Source organism: Flavobacterium sp. ALD4 (assembly GCF_002836475.1).
GTDB lineage: Bacteria > Bacteroidota > Bacteroidia > Flavobacteriales > Flavobacteriaceae > Flavobacterium.
In genome coordinates this window covers 356,254-375,852 of the sequence record NZ_PJBJ01000030.1, presented here as the reverse complement: position 1 = coordinate 375,852, position 19,599 = coordinate 356,254, and the positions used below count along the sequence as shown (strand labels likewise).

Annotated in this window: 12 protein-coding genes, 2 tRNA genes and 1 pseudogene; 6 read left to right on the top strand and 9 right to left on the bottom strand. The window is 36.5% G+C overall.

Annotation, left to right across the window (positions count from 1 at the left end):
• Window positions 1-10: 10 nt before the first annotated feature.
• Both uraA and CXF59_RS10305 read right to left on the bottom strand, forming a co-directional pair.
• Window positions 11-1,218: pseudogene (uraA, locus tag CXF59_RS10310) on the bottom strand (uracil permease).
• A 522-nt stretch (window positions 1,219-1,740) separates the two neighbouring features.
• Entirely contained in the window at window positions 1,741-3,267 is a 1,527-nt protein-coding gene (locus CXF59_RS10305; RefSeq protein WP_101138521.1) for a GH3 auxin-responsive promoter family protein, read from the bottom strand.
• A 199-nt stretch (window positions 3,268-3,466) separates the two neighbouring features.
• Here CXF59_RS10305 and CXF59_RS10300 point away from each other — a divergent pair, with 199 nt between their 5' ends.
• Window positions 3,467-4,261, top strand: coding sequence for a DUF2797 domain-containing protein (locus CXF59_RS10300; RefSeq protein ID WP_101137704.1), 795 nt, complete (start codon window positions 3,467-3,469; stop codon window positions 4,259-4,261).
• A gap of 123 nt (window positions 4,262-4,384) precedes the next feature.
• Here the strand turns inward: CXF59_RS10300 and CXF59_RS10295 are convergent, their stop codons facing one another.
• Together CXF59_RS10295 and sppA are read right to left on the bottom strand one after the other, a co-directional pair.
• Window positions 4,385-7,000, bottom strand: a complete 2,616-nt coding sequence (locus CXF59_RS10295; protein ID WP_101137703.1) for an AsmA-like C-terminal region-containing protein — start codon at window positions 6,998-7,000, stop codon at window positions 4,385-4,387.
• A 245-nt stretch (window positions 7,001-7,245) separates the two neighbouring features.
• Window positions 7,246-9,006, bottom strand: coding sequence for a signal peptide peptidase SppA (gene sppA / locus CXF59_RS10290; protein ID WP_101137702.1), 1,761 nt, complete (start codon window positions 9,004-9,006; stop codon window positions 7,246-7,248).
• Between the two features lie 138 nt (window positions 9,007-9,144).
• Between sppA and folK the strand changes: the two genes are divergently transcribed.
• The gene (gene folK, locus CXF59_RS10285; RefSeq protein WP_101137701.1) at window positions 9,145-10,281 is read left to right on the top strand and encodes a 2-amino-4-hydroxy-6-hydroxymethyldihydropteridine diphosphokinase; all 1,137 of its coding nucleotides are present in this window, start codon (window positions 9,145-9,147) and stop codon (window positions 10,279-10,281) included.
• A gap of 1 nt (window position 10,282) precedes the next feature.
• Here folK and CXF59_RS10280 read toward each other — a convergent pair whose 3' ends face one another.
• The 3 genes from CXF59_RS10280 to CXF59_RS10270 all read right to left on the bottom strand — a co-directional run bounded on the left by CXF59_RS10280 (window position 10,283) and on the right by CXF59_RS10270 (window position 13,808).
• Complete coding sequence (locus tag CXF59_RS10280; RefSeq protein WP_232758818.1) at window positions 10,283-12,688, bottom strand: T9SS type B sorting domain-containing protein; 2,406 nt, start codon at window positions 12,686-12,688, stop codon at window positions 10,283-10,285.
• 64 nt (window positions 12,689-12,752) lie between these two features.
• Window positions 12,753-13,289: an RNA methyltransferase gene (locus tag CXF59_RS10275; protein ID WP_101137699.1), complete on the bottom strand. Its 537-nt coding sequence runs from the start codon at window positions 13,287-13,289 to the stop codon at window positions 12,753-12,755.
• Between the two features lie 75 nt (window positions 13,290-13,364).
• Window positions 13,365-13,808: a DUF1573 domain-containing protein gene (locus tag CXF59_RS10270; RefSeq protein ID WP_101137698.1), complete on the bottom strand. Its 444-nt coding sequence runs from the start codon at window positions 13,806-13,808 to the stop codon at window positions 13,365-13,367.
• Window positions 13,809-13,969: 161 nt separating this feature from the next.
• Here CXF59_RS10270 and mutS point away from each other — a divergent pair, with 161 nt between their 5' ends.
• The 4 genes from mutS (at window position 13,970) to CXF59_RS10250 (ending at window position 17,418) form a co-directional block, all read left to right on the top strand.
• Window positions 13,970-16,576, top strand: a complete 2,607-nt coding sequence (gene mutS, locus CXF59_RS10265; RefSeq protein ID WP_198554678.1) for a DNA mismatch repair protein MutS — start codon at window positions 13,970-13,972, stop codon at window positions 16,574-16,576.
• Between the two features lie 149 nt (window positions 16,577-16,725).
• Window positions 16,726-16,801: transfer RNA gene (locus tag CXF59_RS10260), tRNA-Gly, on the top strand.
• An 11-nt stretch (window positions 16,802-16,812) separates the two neighbouring features.
• Window positions 16,813-16,898, top strand: a tRNA-Leu gene (locus tag CXF59_RS10255).
• Between the two features lie 172 nt (window positions 16,899-17,070).
• Entirely contained in the window at window positions 17,071-17,418 is a 348-nt protein-coding gene (locus CXF59_RS10250) for a YegP family protein (protein WP_101137697.1), read from the top strand.
• Window positions 17,419-17,558: 140 nt separating this feature from the next.
• Here the strand turns inward: CXF59_RS10250 and CXF59_RS10245 are convergent, their stop codons facing one another.
• Entirely contained in the window at window positions 17,559-17,747 is a 189-nt protein-coding gene (locus CXF59_RS10245; RefSeq protein WP_101137696.1) for a hypothetical protein, read from the bottom strand.
• Window positions 17,748-18,216: 469 nt separating this feature from the next.
• On the bottom strand, window positions 18,217-19,449 hold the full coding sequence (locus CXF59_RS10240; protein ID WP_101137695.1) for a 3-deoxy-D-manno-octulosonic acid transferase: 1,233 nt from the start codon (window positions 19,447-19,449) through the stop codon (window positions 18,217-18,219).
• Between the last annotated feature and the right edge of the window lie 150 nt (window positions 19,450-19,599).

The following is a 19,599-nucleotide window of genomic DNA, read 5'->3' as shown; positions in this document are numbered from 1 at the left end:
AAGGAAGGTATCACGCCTCCTCGTTCATTACGCCAGCCTTGTCTAACAGCCAGAAAATTAATGACAGCATCACACCAACAATGGCCGCGAAAGCCATCCCTTTAAGTTGCACGGTTCCCAGAGTTATCCTAGCGCCGCTGACACCCACAATAAAAGTAATGGCACCTAACACCATAGTGCGACTTTTGCTGAAATCGACTTTTTGCTCCACAAACATTCTGAAACCTTGTACTGCAATTACGCCGTACAGCAACATGGTGATTCCGCCCATTACCGCAATCGGAATGCTAGATATGGCTGCAGAAATTTTCCCGATCACCGAAAAAGTGATAGCCAAAAGGGCTGCCCCACGAATTACCCAAACGGAATACACACCAGTGATGGCCATTACACCTATATTTTGCCATAAGTGGTATTGGGAGGCGAACCAACCATACTCGATAAAACATTACTGATTCCATCACCGAGTAAGGAACGGTGTAGGCCCGGATTCTCCATTAGATCAGTATTAGTGATTTTTCCAGTGACTATCAAATGACTGATGTGTTCGGCTAAGACCACAATACAGGCAGGAGCAATAATAATGATGGCATTCAAATCATAAACGGGAGCCTGAAATTTAGGCAGAGCAAACCAGGCTGCCTCGCTGATTTTGGCAGTGTCGACCATTCCCATAAAGAGGGCAAGAAAATAGCCTGCGACCACTGCAAAAAGAATTGGAATCACCTGCATAAATCCTCGGAATAGTACAGTTCCTATAATTCCGATACCCAAAGTAAACATCGAAACCAATATGATATTGCTGTCTGCTACAAAAGGGGCAACTACGCTGCCTATTTCTGTCGGCCACGGTGCAAGTCCTGCTTGTTGTGCCGCAACGGGAGCTAATTCCAAACCTATAATCGCAACGACCGCGCCCATTACTGCCGGTGGCATCACCACATCGATCCATTTTATCCCCCATTTTTTCACGACAAACGAGATGACAACAAAGAACAATCCGAAAAATATAAATCCAGATTGCGCGTGCCCAAAACCACCGTAACTCCCTATGATGAGGGAGGCAGGCGCGATAAAGGCAAAACTCGATCCCAAATACGCGGGAATACCGCCTTTGGTTACCCAAGTATAAATTAAAGTCCCAATTCCGTTCATCAACAAGGCAATAGCGGGGTCGACACCCAATAAAATCGGAACCAGTATCGTAGCACCAAACATGGCGGTAAGATGCTGGAAACTGAGTGGTATGCTTTCTAGGATAGAAGGTTTTTCGTGAATACCAATAATTTTTTTGGACATTGCTGTAGTGTTTAAAAGATAAGATTTGGAAATTCGTCCAATTGGAGGAATCTGTTCAACGGGATATTGAAGTTGCAAACTTAGTCTATTTTTTATCTTTTTTACGATTGCCTGTAAATGCATGACGGCAGGCCAGTTTACTGCGTTAGTCCAGTCCGTTCTGTTTGATGGAGAAGGTAATTTTCTTCGTATAAATAGGCTGTAAAATTAAAAACCCCGTATCATTTTATAATGACCCGGGTTTTTTTATGTATGTTGATGCTCTTTTTAGTTGGGATTATTATCCGACAGTATTGATCGGCCTGCTCTTTTCAGATTGCCCCGATTCTAATTGTTGTGGATTCTTGCAAATTCCTCTAGCTCCGCAACCCATGCGGTGTGGTCCACAGGAACTGAGGAAAAGGAGTGAAGATAAGATGTAAAATAATTTTTCATCGTTCTTTAGCATAAAATTTTAGCCTGCATATTCTTTAATTGTTCCAAATAATCTCTTTGGTTTGATAATCTTGGGATTTTATGTTGTCCTCCTAATTTATCTTTTTCCTTCAGCCAGTCATAAAACAAATTTTTGCGGGCTACATTAATAACTAAAGGATTCAAGGTGGTGTTATTGTGACGTTTGGCCTCGTAATCAGAATTTAGATTTTTTAATGTATCGTCTAATATGTTTTGGAAAGTGTGAATGCATTTTGGAGTCTGTTTGAATTCAATCATCCATTCATGCGCTCCTTTTTCTCTGTCGATCATAAAAACAGGGGCAACGGTATAATCTACGACTTCAGCGTGGGTCATTTTACAGGCTTTGGCAATAGCCAAATCCGTGTTTTCGACCATTAATTCTTCTCCAAATACGTTAATGTGGTGTTTCGTTCTGCCTGTCACTCGAATACGGTATGGGCTTAAAGAAGTGAAACGAACGGTGTCACCAATCAGATAACGCCATAAGCCAGAATTAGTCGTGATGACTATGGCATAATTTTTAAAAATTTCTACATCTGCTAAACGAACCACCTTTTGATCTGGTGTGCCAAAAGTATCCATTGGGATAAATTCATAGAAGATTCCGTAATCGAGCATTAACAATAAATCGTTGGAATTATTGAGGTCTTGAATGGCAAAAAAACCTTCGGAAGCATTGTATATTTCGTAATATTTAAAATCCTTTTTAGGGAGTATTTTTTGGTATTGTTCGCGGTAAGGCTCAAAATTTACGCCGCCATGGAAATAGACTTCCAGATTTGGCCAAATTTCAAGTAGGTTTCCTTTTCCTGTTTCCTCGAGCATTTTATTCATTAAAACTAACATCCAGGAGGGTACACCCGCAAAACTGGTTACGTTTTCTTTTTTAGTATCATTAATAATCGCGGCAATTTTTGTTTCCCACTCACTCATTAGCGAAATTCTATTGCTCGGTGTGCTGCTAAATTCAGCCCAAATAGGCATGTTCTCTATCAGGATCGCCGATAAATCACCAAAAAAGGAGTTGTTGTCTTCGTGTATTTGAGAGCTGCCTCCCAAACGAAGACTTTTGCCCGTAAAGAGCTCTGAATTTTCATTATTGTTCAAATACATGCACAATAAATCCTTACTTCCTTTATAATGACAATCTTCTAGGGCTTCGGGGCTTACCGGGATAAATTTGCTTTTGGCATTAGTCGTTCCGCTTGATTTCGCAAACCATTTTATAGGAGTTTCCCAAAAAATATTTTGTTCCCCATTACGCGTGCGTTCAATTAATGGTTGAAATTCTTCATACGTACTAATGGGAACTCTTTCGGCAAAAGCGGCATAAGAGCGTATCGAAGGATAGTCATATTCCTTGCCTAGTTCCGTGTTTTTTGCAGATTGAATTAAATCCATAAGCAACTCATCCTGAACCTCATTAGGGTATTTCAGGAAAAGCTCAATCTGATGAATTCTTTGTTTTAGAACCCAGGAGGCAAATGAATTTATTAATTGTATCGGCATTTTTAAAATGTGAGTTTTAGAATTGCATTTTAGAATTGGCATATGAATATCAAATAACAAATGCTAACTTTACAACAGTATCAAAAATAGTAAAAAATTAGAGAATTCCTAACGGTTGCATGTCATTTCAGGGCATGAAATACAGAACCTTGAGAATTCCATCTATTAAAGATAAAAAATATAATCCACAATTAAACCTATGCAATACGAAGGAGTACTTACTAAAATGCAAACTGAATTTGGGAATCCAATTCAATATTATTTAGTTTTTGAAGATAGTTTTCTAAATATGAATCAATTATTGGATAAAAACCTTGAAATTAATTTTGTGGGATACCAATGCTTGAATTGCAAAAAGAAGAAAAAAATATTCCGTCAGGGATTTTGTTACGATTGTTTTTATTCGAGTGCGGCAGTGGGGGATTGGATCATGAAACCGGAGCTGAGTACCGCTCATTTGGGGATTCAGGATAGGGATCTTGCTTATGAGGAAAAAGTGCAACTACAGCCTCATATTGTTTATTTGGCCCTGTCAAGCGAGGTAAAAGTAGGGGTGACCCGAAAAACGCAGGTGCCTACACGATGGATTGATCAAGGTGCTATCGAGGCCGTTTCAATAGTGGAAGTTCCTAACCGTTATTTAGCGGGTGTAACGGAAGTGGCATTAAAGAATCATTATGCCGATAAAACTAATTGGCGAAAAATGTTGACCAATTCTATTGAGCATGTAGACTTATTAGCCGAAAGATTAAAACTTGAAAATTTAATTCCGTCAGAAGTGCAAGAATATTTCTTTTTGAATAAAAATGATTTGTATGAAATGCATTACCCGGTTTCGCAATACCCAACAAAAGTTAAAAGCTTAAGTCTTGAAAAGACACCCAGTTTCACGGGAAAATTAACTGGTATAAAAGGACAGTATCTCTTGTTTGAAGATGGAACCGTTTTTAATATCCGTAGTTCTGAGGGATATGTAGTAACGATTTCGGTTTAGCGGAAAAGTAGTAATGGCAATTAATAATTAAAAAAACGAGAGTAATATTGTCTTTCCGACGAAGGAGGAATTTCGTTAAAAAATTTTCTCCTTCGTCAAAATGACAAACTGTCTCTATAATTGTTAATTCACTTTTGTGGTGTCTACTGTTTTTTTAGGCTGCTTAAACAAGCCATTCAAAAGATTAGTTGCTTTCGTTTTAACTTGTTCTTGAACTTGTGTTTTAACAGCTTCTTTTGTCGCGGGAGTCGCCGCTTGTGCAGTGTCACTTGGCTTTTTGTTTTTAGTGATAAAGTCACTTAAAGCAGAATTGCCCTGAGTTAATAATCGCTCTTTCTGTTGTTGTACCAATTGATTGGTCAGGTTAGTTACTGCTGTTTTTATATCAGTCGATATTTTTGGGTTAGTGAAATTTCCGGTCAATGAAGCGTTAATTGGAATGTTTTCTAATTTAGCGGCGTCAGTAGGCGATAATTTTGCAATTAATGAATTAGCCTCCGTTCCAAGATATTTGGCAGGCACATCAAATTTGATGTTGTAATTTATTCTTTGGTCAAAACCATGTGTTCCCCCGATAGTCGCTTTAATATCTTTATAATTGATATCAAAAGGTTTAACACTTACCATTCCGTTCTCAAAAGTAATAGCCGCCTTAAGATTGTTTAAATTGATTTTACTTACATCAATGAATTTTAAATTAGAGCCTAATGCCGTCAATAAAGTTGAATTTGTTGAATTTAAGGTTGTTGAAAGCAATTGTCCCAATAAATCCCCTGTTAATGTTTTTAAATCAGGTCTCATTGCGGTGGCGTCAAGATTCCCGTTCAGTTTGATTGTAGAATTCAATTTTCCGTTGATGATTCCCGCTATGGGAGCCAATTTTTTCAAAAAATCCAATTGGGTAAATGACTGTGCAATATCCACTTGCTTCAGCGAAAGGTTCATGTTAAAGGTAGGCACTTTTCCTTTTGTGGAAACGGCTCCATTTAAACCAATGTTTCCATCAAAAATAGAAGTTTTAATGTTTTCCATTGTTAGCTTCTCGTCCTTGATAATCAATTTTCCAGATACGTCTTTCAATGTTAAATTGTCATACAATACCGTGTTTGCTTTTGCGGTAAGGGAGGCATTCAAAAAGGCAGGGATTTTCATCGCTTCTGTTTTGGCATCCGTTTTACCGGCTTCTGTCGTGGTCACGAAATCGCTAACGGCCAACTGATTTGAATTCAGATTGAAATTTCCTTTCAACTCTTGGTTCTTAAAAATAAAGCCGTAAAAATTTTCCAAAACTCCGGTGACACTTAAATCACTCTTTCCTGTTGTGGCGTCAAATTGTTTCAAATTTACCTGACTTGGGTTAAACTGAATCAAGGCATTGCTTATGTTCATTGTCTTTCCGTTTTCATCTGCATATTTAAAATTTGATAAGCTCATGCTACCAGCATTCCTGATATTCTCATATTGACTTTTCTCCACAGACTGCATGTCGAACTTAGTCGCTACGTCCGCTTTTAAAGTTCCGGTTAACGGTTTCTTTAATTTTATGGGATAGGCTTTAGACACATTGGCTAAATTGATCGTTCCTTCTAAGACAGCGTCAACAACTGCATTTTTAGTAATATTTCTAATGTTTGCTTTAATATTAAAAACATCCTGATCTATTCTGAAAGAGAGTTTGTCAATATTGATATAGGTATCGTTTAAAATTCCAGTTTTATTTATAATTTTACTGTCGATTATAATATTTTTAATTGACTTCGGTAAATCCGGATATTGAACCGTAGCATTATTTGATGCGATATCGATATTGAATTTTGGTACCGTTGTATCTGAATACAGTCCTTTTGCAAAGCCAACAACGGTGAAATCACCTGTAGTCTCTACGTTATCTACATTTGCAGCATATACAGCCGGTATAACTCCCAAGAAATTTTTAAAGGACGATGTAGGTGTTTTGAATTTTAAATCATATTCCTGACCGGCATCAACGAGCTGAATAAATCCATCAAATTGCAATGGTAATTGATTGATTAATGCTTTGTTTTCCTTGAAAGTATATTTGCTTTGATCCAAATCTATTCCTAAAACGGCATCTAACGTTAAGGGAACATTGTGCATATAGTTGACTTTATCCATGTCAATGGTGATTTTTGCTGTCGACTTTGTAACCAAATCCAATTTTGAGGCTGCAAAATCCCCAGTCCCCTCATGGTTTATACTGTCAATCACCATTTTTATTTTGGAGCTTTCATCAAAGTACTTAAACTTGAAATTTTCAATTTCATACTTTTGAATATTTAATGTCAATGGACTACTCGCACCAGCCTCTTTGTTTTTTATGGCAATATCATAATTTACAAGACCGTTTTTATTGAACAAGATATTTATCATACCATTTTTTGAGGTTATTCCTTGAATATCCATGGCTTCGTCTTTTCCTTTAAAAAGTTCCTTAATAGACATTTTTAAATCTATTTCTTCGATTGATGCTAATGTATCGCCTTCAAACGGAGCTTTATTGATGATGTCCAGTTGGTATAAAGTTACATTAGCATTGGGGAAGTTTTTAAACAGACTCAAATCAGCATCCTCAAAACTTACTTTGGCATCTACTTTTTTATTTATCGCAGCTGTAATTTTAGCTTTTATTTGATCCTTGAAAAAATAAGGAACAGCAAATAAGGTCACCGCAAGCAGAACAAGTATACTTCCTATTATTTTTAAAATTTTATTAAGCATATGTTTTTAGATGTTTTGTTTTCTGGTTATATAGCAAATATGCATCCGAAATGTAATTACAAAAATAACATTTTATGAATTAATGATACTTTAAAGTTTTCATAAATAATAGATTGCTTCTTTTTTGATATAGAAGAGGAAATAAATGTTATCGCATTATGAATTTTAAAAAGCATAAAAAACTCCGTTTGAAAAAGAGATCAAACGGAGTTAATAGCAACTGTGATTTTTAAAATCTATTTTATTTAATGGATATTTATTTCAAACGGCATCGCCATTCTGACTCCTTTTTGAGACTTTAGCTTTTTTACTTGTTGTAATACTTTGTAATTTTCTTCCCCTATTTCCTCTTTTATAAAGCTTTCTTTAGATTGTGTAAAAGGTAAGTCAGCAAAAAGATCATTTAAGTCCTTTTTATATTCAGGGTAGTTTTCTGTTTTGTATGTTTTTACTTTTGCTAATACGGCAGCTTCATTTATCGCATCGTCAAGACTACCTATTCTATCAACAAGACCAAGTCTGAGGGCTTCTGAACCTGCCCAAACTCTTCCCTGTGCAATAGAGTCCACTTGCGCGAAAGTCATTTTTCGTCCTTCGGCAACGTGGGTCACGAATGTTTTGTAAATATGTTCTACACCTTCTAGAGTTACCGCTTTAAGCTTATCGTCCAATGGGACAAATGGACTGTATGGAGCAGAATTTTCATGTGTTTTTACTTGCTGAGTATGGATGCCAATTTTATTAGTTAGCTGACTAAAGTTAGGTAATATTCCAAAAACACCTATGGAACCGGTGATGGTGTTGTTTTGAGCAAAAATGGTGTTGGCGTTACAAGCAATATAATATCCTCCTGAAGCTGCATAATTACCCATGGAAACAACTATAGGTTTTACTTTTTTAGTGAGTTCCAATTCTCTCCAAATTAAATCAGATGTAAGAGCACTTCCTCCGGGGCTGTCAATACGAAGGACGATAGCTTTAACATCTTTGTTTCTTCTTGCTTCCTGTAAAGAACGACGCATAGAACCTTCTCCTATAGTGTTGACATCTCCTTCTCCACTTTGAATTTCTCCTTGTGCATAGATAATGGCAATTTGATTTTTTGAATCGATACTTACTCCAGTTGTAGTCATTTTTTTCGTGTAATCAAAGATACTGACTTTGTTGTAGTCTTCGTCTTTTGCTACTTTTAAAGCTTTTCTGATGGCATCATGATACACATCTTCATAGGCTATAATATCGACCAGTTTTTGCTCTTTTGCCATTTCCGGAGTTCGGGCAAGAAGGCCATTTGCGATTTCATTTAGTTTGTCAACCGAGATGTTTCTACTTTTCGAAATATCGGCAGTAACTGAATTCCAAACGGAATTTAACAGTGCTGTAACTTGTTCTCTGTTGGCATCACTCATTTCATTTTCAAGAAAAGGTTCTACAGCACTTTTGTATTTCCCATGACGTATCACTTCCATTTTTACTCCAGTTTTTTCCTGAAGATCCTTGAAAAACATGAGTTCAGCAGATAGTCCTTTGAAATCCATATCCCCTACAGGATTTATATAGATAGGGCTGGCAACTGAATTTAGGTAGTATTCTTTTTGGGTATAGGAATTGGCATAAGCCATTACAAATTTCCCTGATTTTTTAAAACTTTCCAATTCATCCCTCAAGGCTTTGCTTTGAGCCATTCCTAAGGAAGATTGGTTGTTCAAGATGGATATACCTTTTATATCATCATCTGTTTTGGCATCTTCTATTGCTTTGATAACATCAGTTAGTCCGACGCTTTTTTTATCTGCAAAAATAGTGATCCATGGGTCTTCATATTTTCCAGCGTAATCGTATTTTATATCTTCTAGATTTAATTCGATTACAGAATTATTTTTGACTGTGATTGCTTCTGAATCACTGCCAAAAACTGCCCCAACAATTAGTATTCCGAAAAAGAACAACATGAAAAAAATAAATAGACCTATGATGGTCGCCAATACATTTCCTAAAAACTTCATAATTATATTTTTATTTATTAGACGTAAAAAATGATGAATTGTTACAGGTTTACCTTAGTAAAAATTAAAATTAGTTGCTAACACTTTGTACAAATATATCGCTAAATCTAAAATTGTTTTAGTTAATTTGTGCTTAATATGAAATCACAACATCAAGTTATTTTATCTATCGGCAGTAATCAAGGGAATCGACTTGATAACGTGAAGCATTGTATAGAATTGATACATCAGAAAATCGGTACGGTAATTAAAGTTTCTAAGATATATGAAACCCCCTCTTGGGGTTTCGATAGTGACGCCTTCTACAATTGCGCGTTAGTTTTACACACTTATAGTTCGCCACATAAGATTCTGACTCAAGCCTTAAAAATTGAAAAAATAGTAGGGCGTATTCGTAGTGAAGATAAGGGGTACCAATCTCGAATTATCGATATTGACCTGATCGCTTTTAATGAAGAAATAATTGATTCCGAAAAGCTTCAAATCCCGCATCCATTGATGCAGGATAGAAAATTCGTGCTGTTGCCAATTCGGGATTTAGACTTAGATTGGAAACATCCTGTTTTCAAAAAGAATATCTCAGAGTTATTGGAAATTTCTTCAGATCAGAGTGTATGTGAAGTGTTAGAAACGATAGAAAATCCATTACAAAGTATTGCATTGGAGCAATTCAACTATGTTGCTTTTGAAGGGAATATTGGAGCAGGGAAAACAACTTTAGCGATTAAAATTGCGGAAGATTTTAATGCTAAAACTGTACTGGAGCGCTTTGCGGACAATCCATTTCTGCCAAAGTTCTATAAAGATCAAAATCGATATGCCTTTCCGCTTGAAATGTCTTTCCTCGCGGACAGGTATCAGCAATTATCCGATGATTTGGCGCAATTTGATTTGTTTAAAGATTTTTTGGTTGCGGATTATCATATTTTTAAATCCTTAATTTTTGCTAAAATAACGTTAGCGGAAGATGAATACAGGCTGTATCGCAATCTATTCGATATTGTTTATAGAGAAATGCCCAAGCCCGACTTGTATATTTATTTGTATCAAAATTCAGAGCGACTTTTGCAGAATATAAAGAAAAGAGGCAGGAGCTATGAACAAAAAATCCCTGCAGATTATTTGGACAAAATCAATACCGGCTATTTGGAATATATTAAATCGCAAACGGAATTGAATGTTTTGATTATTGATGTCTCCGATAAAGATTTCGTAAAAAATCAAGAAGACTATCTTTTTGTTTTAGAAGAAATTAGAAATAAAATTGCAGGATAATTTATCTTTTTAATGTAAAATGACCTTTTATTTTTGGGTTGGTGTTGTCTAGCTTTAAGTGGTACCAATAATCATCGGCAGGTAAAATTTTACTGTTATATTTTCCATCCCAACTATAATTAGAAGAGTTCAGTTCTATAATTAATTTACCATATCGATCATAAATTTCAACATTTGAATTGGGGTAGTTGACCATCTCCTTTATTTTCCATACATCGTTGAAACCGTCATTATTTGGAGTGAAAAATTTAGGAATAGTAAAGATGGTGAATTGTTGCGTTACTATGTTGCAACCATTATTGTCTCTTACAAAAGCAGTATATTGACCAGTAGGAATATATGAAAATTGATTTAAAGCTTGGAAATCGATGCCGTTAATTGAGTATTCAAAATAACTTTCAGGGTTTTCGAGCTGAATTACGATAGAGTTTTCAATTACAGCAATTGAATTGATATTAGGTTGTGGATGTTCTATCACAGTAATCTTCTTTTTCGAATCACAAGAAATAACCGTAGGAGAACTAATTGTTACACTGTAATTACCTATTGTCGAGACTACAATAGTTTGAGTAGTTTCTCCTCCCGGTGACCATAAATAGACCATATTTGACACTGAAGCATCTAATGTTGTTGTTTGACCTTGGCATAAAATAATTTCCTCCATCGTAGTATTTATTGGATATACTGTAGCTGCTACAGCAACTCTTGAGCTACTAGTGCAACTATTTAAAATCGCTTCGGCGTAATAAGTGGTGGTGGTGGTGATGGTTGGGCTTGAAAATGTATTTCCAGTAAACAATGGTGAGCCGCCAGCGGCAACATCATACCAATTTATAGTTCCTGCCGAAGGAGTTGCTTTAATAATTACCGGGCCAGAATTACAAACTGACCCTGGAGTCGTTGCTATAATGGTGGGTGCATTATTAACTGTAGCTGTAATGGCAGTTCGTGATAGACTCGTGCAACCATTTGCAATGACTTCGACGTAATAGGTTGTGGTGCTGGTGATGCTTGGAGTTATAAATGTTGTTCCCGTGGCTAAAGTTATTCCGCCAGTCGAAACGTTATACCAGTTGATTGTTCCTACGGAGGCTAATGCTCCTAAAGTTGTAGTTCCAGAAATGCAAACTGAACCTTCAGTTGTGGCTGTAATTGTTGGAGGTGGTTTTATGGTAGCAATAATTTCTGTTCTAGGGGCATTTGGGCAATTTCCATTTATAGCATCAACATAATAGGAAGTTGTAGTAGTTATAGCTGGGGTTGTATAGCTATTGGATGTTGCTAAAGAAGCCCCGCCACTTGCATTTGCGTACCAGTTTATTACTCCGTCCGAAGCAGTTGCTTGAAGAGTCAAACTTCCTGAACCACAGCGATTGTTAGCTGTTGTACTCGTTATTTTTGGAATTGTAATTGTAGTACTTGCCGCTATTTTTAAAACAGGATCTCCTGACATTCCGCCATATTCAACAATGTACCCTTTGGGTTGATAATTTCCGGCAGGATCCCCAGTATTTGTTAAGTCATTCCAAGACCCTGTAATTCCAACACCAGATGCGGTAATGTGAGCGTAATTTTCTTGGGCACCATTGTACTGATTTGGCTCGGCGGTATTCCATAAGGCAAAATTATAAGGAGGTGTTGTTGAACCATTAGCAAGCCCATTCCAGAAAGTTGTTCCAGTTCCACCATTCGCAAGACCTTCAGGACCTGTTACCCATTTCCAAACCCCTTCAGTCGCTGCATCACTTCCGCCAATCCATCCAGCTCCCGCGGCTTGTTCTCCTGATATTTTTGCTTCATCTGCAGCAGTTATGGTAGCTAAGTATCCTTGTAAACCATAATAAAGAGAGCTTGCGGCAAGTGCTTTTGCTGTCGTCCAAGGAATCCCTATGCTTGGAATAAACTGGTAATAATGACCATTTGAAGGCAAGTAGTTAGCTTGACCTATGCTTATGGAGAAACTTCGTGTTCCAGATGGAGAAGTGGAAGAATTTTTAAATACGACATCTTTTATGGCAGCGATAAAATCAGTGTAGGTCACTTGTGCACCTGTTGGACTGAACAGTTTTAGTTTTCCAGTAGAGGGGTCCCAAGTCGAAACAATGGCTGGGTGTAATCCAGTTAGCGTTAAATTATCTTGCCCGAATACATAACCGGAAGAAATTTGAATATAGATTGCATTGGTCCCGCTGTCATCTGGGTCTGTTATTGCGACATCAGTGACTATTTTTATATTGGTTTGTGCACAATATACTTGATTGCCGGTCGCCACAATTTCAGGTGCACTATTTACAAACGAGCGGCTTAATCTTTGTTTATAGGGGGAAGTAGAAGAGGGATTGTGTTCTTTTATTGGACGACTTGAAATGAATGCATAATTTGTATTGGAAATAAAAATTAATGACACTAGAATTATTTTGGAAAAAAAAGAAATACTCATGCGATAAAAGTATTCATTTTTTACTCAAAAATCACTTAGGCCAATTCATTTTTTGAAATAAATCCCAAACTACAATCCCTGCGCTTACCGAGATATTTAAAGAATGTTTGGTGCCTAATTGTGGGATCTCGATACATCCGTCACATAATGCAACAGCTTCTTGAGAGACACCATGAACTTCATTTCCAAACACCAAAGCATATTTTTTATTTTTCTCTACTTCGAAATCCTGCAGGAAAATGGCACTTTCCACTTGCTCGATGGCGAGTGTAGTAACGGCTTCTTTTTTTAAGTTTTCGATGACTTCAAGAACGTTTTCGTGATGTTCCCAAGTTACCGTCTCAGTTGCTCCAAGTGCTGTTTTGTGAATCTCTTTATTTGGCGGCGTTGCAGTGATACCACACAAATATATTTTTTCAATTAAAAAGGCATCGGCAGTTCTGAATACAGAGCCAATGTTGTGCAAACTTCGGATATCATCTAAGACGATAATAACCGGCGTCTTTTCTGAGCTTTTAAAATCTTCAACGGATTTTCGCTCTAATTCGCTGTTTTCTAGTTTTCTCATTCTTTTTTGGGGTTTGTTCAAATAAAAAAAGCTTCCGGAATTAGGGAAGCTTTTTTATTAAATTGTCATTAAAATTTAGCTCTTTAAAGCACCGTCAGCTAAAACGACACCTTTTATAGTAAGTATTTTAGTCGCTTGTCCGTCAGCGTTTGAAGTTACTGTCACTGTTTTAGTAAACGCTCCAACTCTGTCAGTAGCATATTTTACACCAATAACACCTTTTGCACCTGGAGCAATTGGCTCTTTTGGAGAAGTAGGAACGGTACAACCGCATGAACCTTGAGTATTTGTGATAATTAAAGGTTTGGTACCATTGTTAGTGAAAACAAATTCGCGTTTTCCGTCTGCATTGTGTGCAATTGTCCCGTAATCAATCGTTTCGGAAATAAAAGCCATTCCAGCTCCGTCTACTTTGGCAACTTTAGCAGTTGTTGTTTTTACTTTTTTTGTGGTTTCTTGAGCACAAGATGTAGCTGCTCCTAAAACAGTTAGCATCGCTAGTAAAAATATTTTTCTCATTTTTTTTCGTTTTTAAGATTAGTAGAACAAAGCTAAAGAAAAAATCATGCCAATAACCTAATTTTTCCTTAAAATTGGTTTTAATTTTTGAAGTGATAGTTATTCGTTATAAAATATTTAAATTCGCTGTCACATTTTACATTAATTAAACACAATATAAGTTGGCATCTAAAGATAAAGAGGTTAAGGAAACACCATTAATGAAGCAATATAATGAGATCAAAAGGAAGTATCCCGATGCTTGTTTGTTGTTCAGAGTAGGTGATTTTTACGAAACATTTGGAGAAGATGCTGTTAGGGCTTCAAAAATACTGGGTATAACTCTGACAAAGCGTGGTGCGGGCTCTGCTACAGAGACAGCATTAGCTGGTTTTCCGCATCATTCCATAAACACCTATTTGCCAAAATTAGTGAAAGCAGGACTTCGTGTTGCCATTTGTGACCAACTCGAAGATCCTAAAATGACTAAGAATATTGTAAAAAGAGGGGTGACGGAACTTGTGACTCCGGGGGTTTCCATGAATGATGAGGTTTTACAGTCAAAGGCAAATAATTTTTTGGCCTCCGTATTTTTTGCCAATAAATCGATAGGGATCTCTTTTTTAGATGTATCGACAGGGGAGTTTCTTGCTGCTCAAGGAAATACAGAATATATAGACAAGTTATTGCAAAACTTCAATCCCAGTGAGGTTTTGATCCAGAAAAACAATAAAAATGATTTCAAAGAAAACTTCGGGGATGATTACCACTGTTTTTATTTGGAAGATTGGATTTATAAAGAAGATTATGCGTTCGAAATTCTGACAAAACATTTTCAAACGGTTTCCCTTAAAGGATTTGGTATTGAGGACTTGAAAGAAGGAATTATTGCGTCAGGAGCCATTTTGTATTACTTGTCCGAAACACAACACAATAGAGTGCAGCATATTACCGCGATTCAACGTATTGCTGAAGACGCTTATGTATGGATGGATCGATTTACAATTCGGAATCTGGAATTGTACCACAGTTACAATCCAAATGCAGTCACGCTGCTGGATGTAATTGACAAAACGCTTTCACCAATGGGTGGCCGTTTATTAAAACGTTGGCTGGCACTGCCTTTAAAAGACAGTAATAAAATACGAAGTCGGCATCAGGTTGTTTCATACTTACGAGAAAATCAGGAAGTATTGCAAAAAATGCAATATCAAATCAAGCAAATTTCCGACTTAGAACGTCTCATTTCGAAAATTGCGGCAGGAAAAGTGTCGCCTCGTGAAGTGGTTTATTTGAAAGAGTCATTAGATGCTATTATTCCCATAAAAACATTGGCTTTGGAAAGCCCGCAAGAAGCAGTGAAGATTATTGGAGACAGTTTGCATAGCTGCGATTTATTGCGAGAGAAAATTAAAAATACCTTAAATCAAGATGCTCCGGTCGCTATTGCTAAAGGGAATGCTATCGCGAAGGGAGTTAATGTTGAATTGGACGAATTACGCGCGATCTCAACTTCAGGGAAGGAATTCTTGGACGGAATTGAAAAACGAGAGTCTCAATTGACAGGGATATCTTCTTTGAAAATTTCCTTCAATAATGTTTTTGGTTATTACATTGAAGTCAGAAACTTGCATAAAGATAAAGTTCCTGCAGAGTGGATTCGAAAACAAACCTTAGTCAATGCGGAACGTTACATTACCGAGGAGCTTAAGGAGTATGAAACCAAGATTCTGGGGGCCGAAGAGAAAATTCATAAAATAGAATCAGAGTTATTTGAGCAATTGGTTGCTTGGATTGCAACGTATATAAAACCGGTTCAGCTGAATGCTAATTTAGTGGCTCAGTTGGATTGTTTGTGTTCTTTTACCCAGCTGGCTATGGAGAATAAATATGTTTGTCCTGAACTGGATGAAACATTCGAACTAGATATCAAGAATGGAAGACATCCTGTTATTGAAAAACAATTAGCGGTTGGTATGCCTTATATTGCTAATGATGTTTTTCTGGATAGAGAAACACAGCAGCTGATTATGATCACTGGGCCAAATATGTCCGGAAAGTCGGCTATTTTGCGTCAAACAGCTTTAATTGTGCTGTTGGCTCAAATGGGTAGTTTTGTTCCCGCAGACAGTGTCAGGATGGGAATTGTTGATAAGATATTTACTAGGGTAGGAGCCAGCGACAATATTTCGATGGGAGAATCCACCTTTATGGTTGAAATGAATGAAACTGCTTCCATTTTGAATAATATTTCAGACAGGAGTTTGGTATTGTTAGACGAAATTGGAAGAGGGACGAGTACCTATGACGGAATCTCCATTGCCTGGGCAATTGCAGAGTTCTTGCATGAGCATCCGTCAGCGCCTAAAACGCTATTTGCAACGCATTACCATGAGTTAAACAAGATGAGTGAATCATTGTCCAGAATTCAGAATTATAATGTGGCAGTGAAGGAGCTAAAAGACACGGTTCTTTTTATTAGAAAATTAGTAAAAGGGGGAAGTGCACATAGTTTCGGTATTCACGTTGCTAAAATGGCGGGAATGCCGCAAATCGTGATTTTGAAAGCGCAAAAGCTCTTGAAGAAATTAGAAAAGAACCATTCCAGCGATATGTTGAATGGGATTAAGTCTGAAAAAGACGAAATGCAGATGAGTTTCTTTAATTTAGACGATCCGTTATTGGAAGAAATCAAAGAGGAAATATTAAGTTTAGATATAAACACGGTAACTCCAGTGGAGGCGCTGATGAAACTCAATGAAATAAAGAGAATGCTTACTAGAAAATAAACTTATTTATTTTTAAAGTTAGGGTTATCAAAAGGTTAGCTTTTTTATTATTTTTTTTTGCAAAAAAGGCTTGTGTAATTCAATAAAAGGCTTAAATTTGCATCCGCGATACAGAACAAGTATTGCAGTTCTTTTTAAGAATTGAAAATGCGAAAATAGCTCAGTTGGTAGAGCGCGACCTTGCCAAGGTCGAGGTCGCGGGTTCGAATCCCGTTTTTCGCTCCACACCACATAATGCTCGGATGGTGAAATTGGTAGACACGCTGGACTTAAAATCCAGTGATCAGCAATGGTCGTGCGGGTTCAAGTCCCGCTCTGAGTACTAGAAAAGCTTCAAACTATGTTTGGAGCTTTTTTTGTTTAAAACCGAACCCTTTATTAGCGAGATGTTAATTTAAGATCGTATTTTAGTAGGGTTAACTTTTCTATGATTGGTTTCTTATCGTAAAGGGAAGCGTAGTCTCTGATAACATATTTTATTTCAATAATTATTTATGGCGTCTTTTGTAATTAGTAAAAGGTTTAGTGGTGATTATAAGTTTGAATTTACTTCCAGAAAAGGAAAGACAATTTTCACGAGTAATGCCTATGAGTTGCGGATGGATTGTGAATCGGCGGTAGAACAGGTACGGGCGGTTTTAGAGACTTGTTCTTATGTGAAGTTTAAAACAACCAAAGGAAAATTTTTCTTTAGGGTAGTGGTCGAAAATGAGGTAGTGGCAACAAGTAGAAAGTATAGTACAGAGCTGATGGTTCAAAAAGGGATCGTCGAAATAACTAAATATGGCTCAAGAGCGGAGATATTAGATTTTTCGAATGATAGTTTTGTTTTTGAAGATTGACGCAAGTTGTTCTAATTGTGGTAAAAAAAAGGGTCTCTGAAATAACTATTTCAGAGACCCTTTTTTTAGGAACTACCGCAAAAGAAAAAAGCCACCTCGCTTGCGCGGATGGCTTTAATTTTTTGATGTAATTTTTAAAATTACTCAGCAGCAGGTGCTTCAACAGCAGCAGAATCAACCGCTACAGCCATAGTATCAACAGCTACAGAATCAATAGCTACAACAGTAGTATCAGCAGCAACAGTTTCTTCAGCAGCAGCTTCAGATTTTTTACAAGATACAACAGTTAAAACAGCAACAACAGCTAAACTTAAAAATACTTTTTTCATCTTAATTTAATATAAAGGTTAATTATTAATTCGTCGCAAAGATATAAAATAATTGATATGTAAATTTTTTTTTTGTTTTTTTTTTTAAATATTTTCGTTTTTTATTATTTGCTCATTTTCACAGTTCAAGTGCCGTTTGATAGGGACTGAAAGGGAGCTTGTTTTTGGGATTGCTTATAATTTAGTAACGATTTTTTTTTTGTTATTATAAAAGGCGCTCTTTTTGGATTTTAAAGCGCTTGGTTTTTTAATTAATTGAGGGTAAATAAATTAGGGTATGGTATAAGAAAGTTATGTTAAGCTAGATTGTGATTTCTAACGGATGTTTTTATTTTTGAGGCAGTGAATTTTTGATGTTGGTTGATCAAAAGAAACCTTGTGATAAATCAGGAACTCATTTTTTCGAGTTGTAAAGAATTAAGCGTCTAATAATTGTTTAGCAAATCAAGAATAGGGTTCAATATGAAAGCTATTGAGCGATGTTTTTCATGATGATATTTGTCGCCCCTTTATTCATTTGAACAAAAGTGCTGCAGATATGACTTTTTTCGCTTCGGAAGTTGGCATCTACAATTAAATCTTTAAAAGCAGCAATTAATTCGGCTTTATCAGAAACAGAGTTGCAGCCACTCATATTTACCAAAGCGATTGCTTCAGCAAAATTAGAATAATTTGGACCTATTACTATTGGAACTCCAAAAGTAGCTGGTTCCAGTAGGTTATGAACGCCAGTTTTCCCAAAACCACCACCTACGAAGGCGATGTCTGCATAGCTATAGATTTTGGTTAGAATACCAATTGTGTCAATTATAAAGACATCAAAATCAGGCAATTTTTTTCCTTGCTTTTCTGAGAACACGACTGTTTTTTTTGTGATGCTGTTTTTTAGCTGTTCAATTTGGTCACTCTTTATGTTATGGGGAGCGATGATAAATTTCACATTCAGTGTATTGGTATTTATAAAGTCCAGCAATAAGGCTTCGTCTTTCGGCCAGGAACTTCCTACAACAATGGTTAGGGTATCATTTTTGAATTGCGAAATATAATCTAAAGTATTGTCTTTTTCTAAAATAGCGGCAACGCGGTCAAAGCGGGTGTCACCAGAAACGGCCACATTTGTTTTTCCTAGTTGCTGTAACAACTTTTTTGAGCCTTCATTCTGTACAAAAAAGTAGGTAAAAGTATCCAGTGCTTTTCTGTAAAAACCACCGTACCATTTAAAGAACATTTGCTGCTCTCTAAAAATTCCCGATATTAAATAGGTAGGGGTGTTTTGTTTGTGCAGTTCATTTAAATAATTCAACCAGTATTCATACTTGATAAAAAACACCATGTCGGGATGAACTGTTTCCAGGAATCGTTTCGCATTTTTTTTGCTGTCCAATGGTAAATAAACAGTCGCGTCTGCAACGGTGTTGTTTTTGCGGACTTCATATCCAGACGGAGAGAAAAAAGTGATTACTATTTTGTGTAGCGGGTATTCCTCTTTGATTTTTTCTACTACGGGTAACCCCTGCTCGTATTCCCCCAATGAGGCAGCATGAAACCAAATTGTTTTATCGGAAGGGTTTATTTTCTGTTCTAAAGTGGTAAATACAATTTTTCGACCTTCAACAAAAAGCTTGATTTTTGAATTGAATAGCGCAATGAAGTTTAGTAGTGAACCAGTAATTTGAATTACTATGTTATAGAGAAAAAGCATACCGGAATTTTTATTGGGCTAAAATACAGTTTCTTTTGTTTATCATTTAAATCTTAGTGCTTAAATTCATATTTTTGCAAGTAAGAGTTTTAAGAAAGTCTAAAAGAATTACTTCGATTTTTAAAAGTGCTGCGACTTAATCGTAAAATA

Excerpts from the sequence above, each read along its gene's own strand:
- CXF59_RS10305 (WP_101138521.1), bottom strand. The coding sequence starts at position 3,267 with ATGCCGATACAATTAATAAATTCATTTGCCTCCTGGGTTCTAAAACAA.
- CXF59_RS10300 (WP_101137704.1), top strand. The coding sequence starts at position 3,467 with ATGCAATACGAAGGAGTACTTACTAAAATGCAAACTGAATTTGGGAAT.
- CXF59_RS10295 (WP_101137703.1), bottom strand. The coding sequence starts at position 7,000 with ATGCTTAATAAAATTTTAAAAATAATAGGAAGTATACTTGTTCTGCTT.
- sppA (WP_101137702.1), bottom strand. The coding sequence starts at position 9,006 with ATGAAGTTTTTAGGAAATGTATTGGCGACCATCATAGGTCTATTTATT.
- folK (WP_101137701.1), top strand. The coding sequence starts at position 9,145 with ATGAAATCACAACATCAAGTTATTTTATCTATCGGCAGTAATCAAGGG.
- CXF59_RS10275 (WP_101137699.1), bottom strand. The coding sequence starts at position 13,289 with ATGAGAAAACTAGAAAACAGCGAATTAGAGCGAAAATCCGTTGAAGAT.
- CXF59_RS10270 (WP_101137698.1), bottom strand. The coding sequence starts at position 13,808 with ATGAGAAAAATATTTTTACTAGCGATGCTAACTGTTTTAGGAGCAGCT.
- CXF59_RS10250 (WP_101137697.1), top strand. The coding sequence starts at position 17,071 with ATGGCGTCTTTTGTAATTAGTAAAAGGTTTAGTGGTGATTATAAGTTT.
- CXF59_RS10245 (WP_101137696.1), bottom strand. The coding sequence starts at position 17,747 with ATGAAAAAAGTATTTTTAAGTTTAGCTGTTGTTGCTGTTTTAACTGTT.
- CXF59_RS10240 (WP_101137695.1), bottom strand. The coding sequence starts at position 19,449 with ATGCTTTTTCTCTATAACATAGTAATTCAAATTACTGGTTCACTACTA.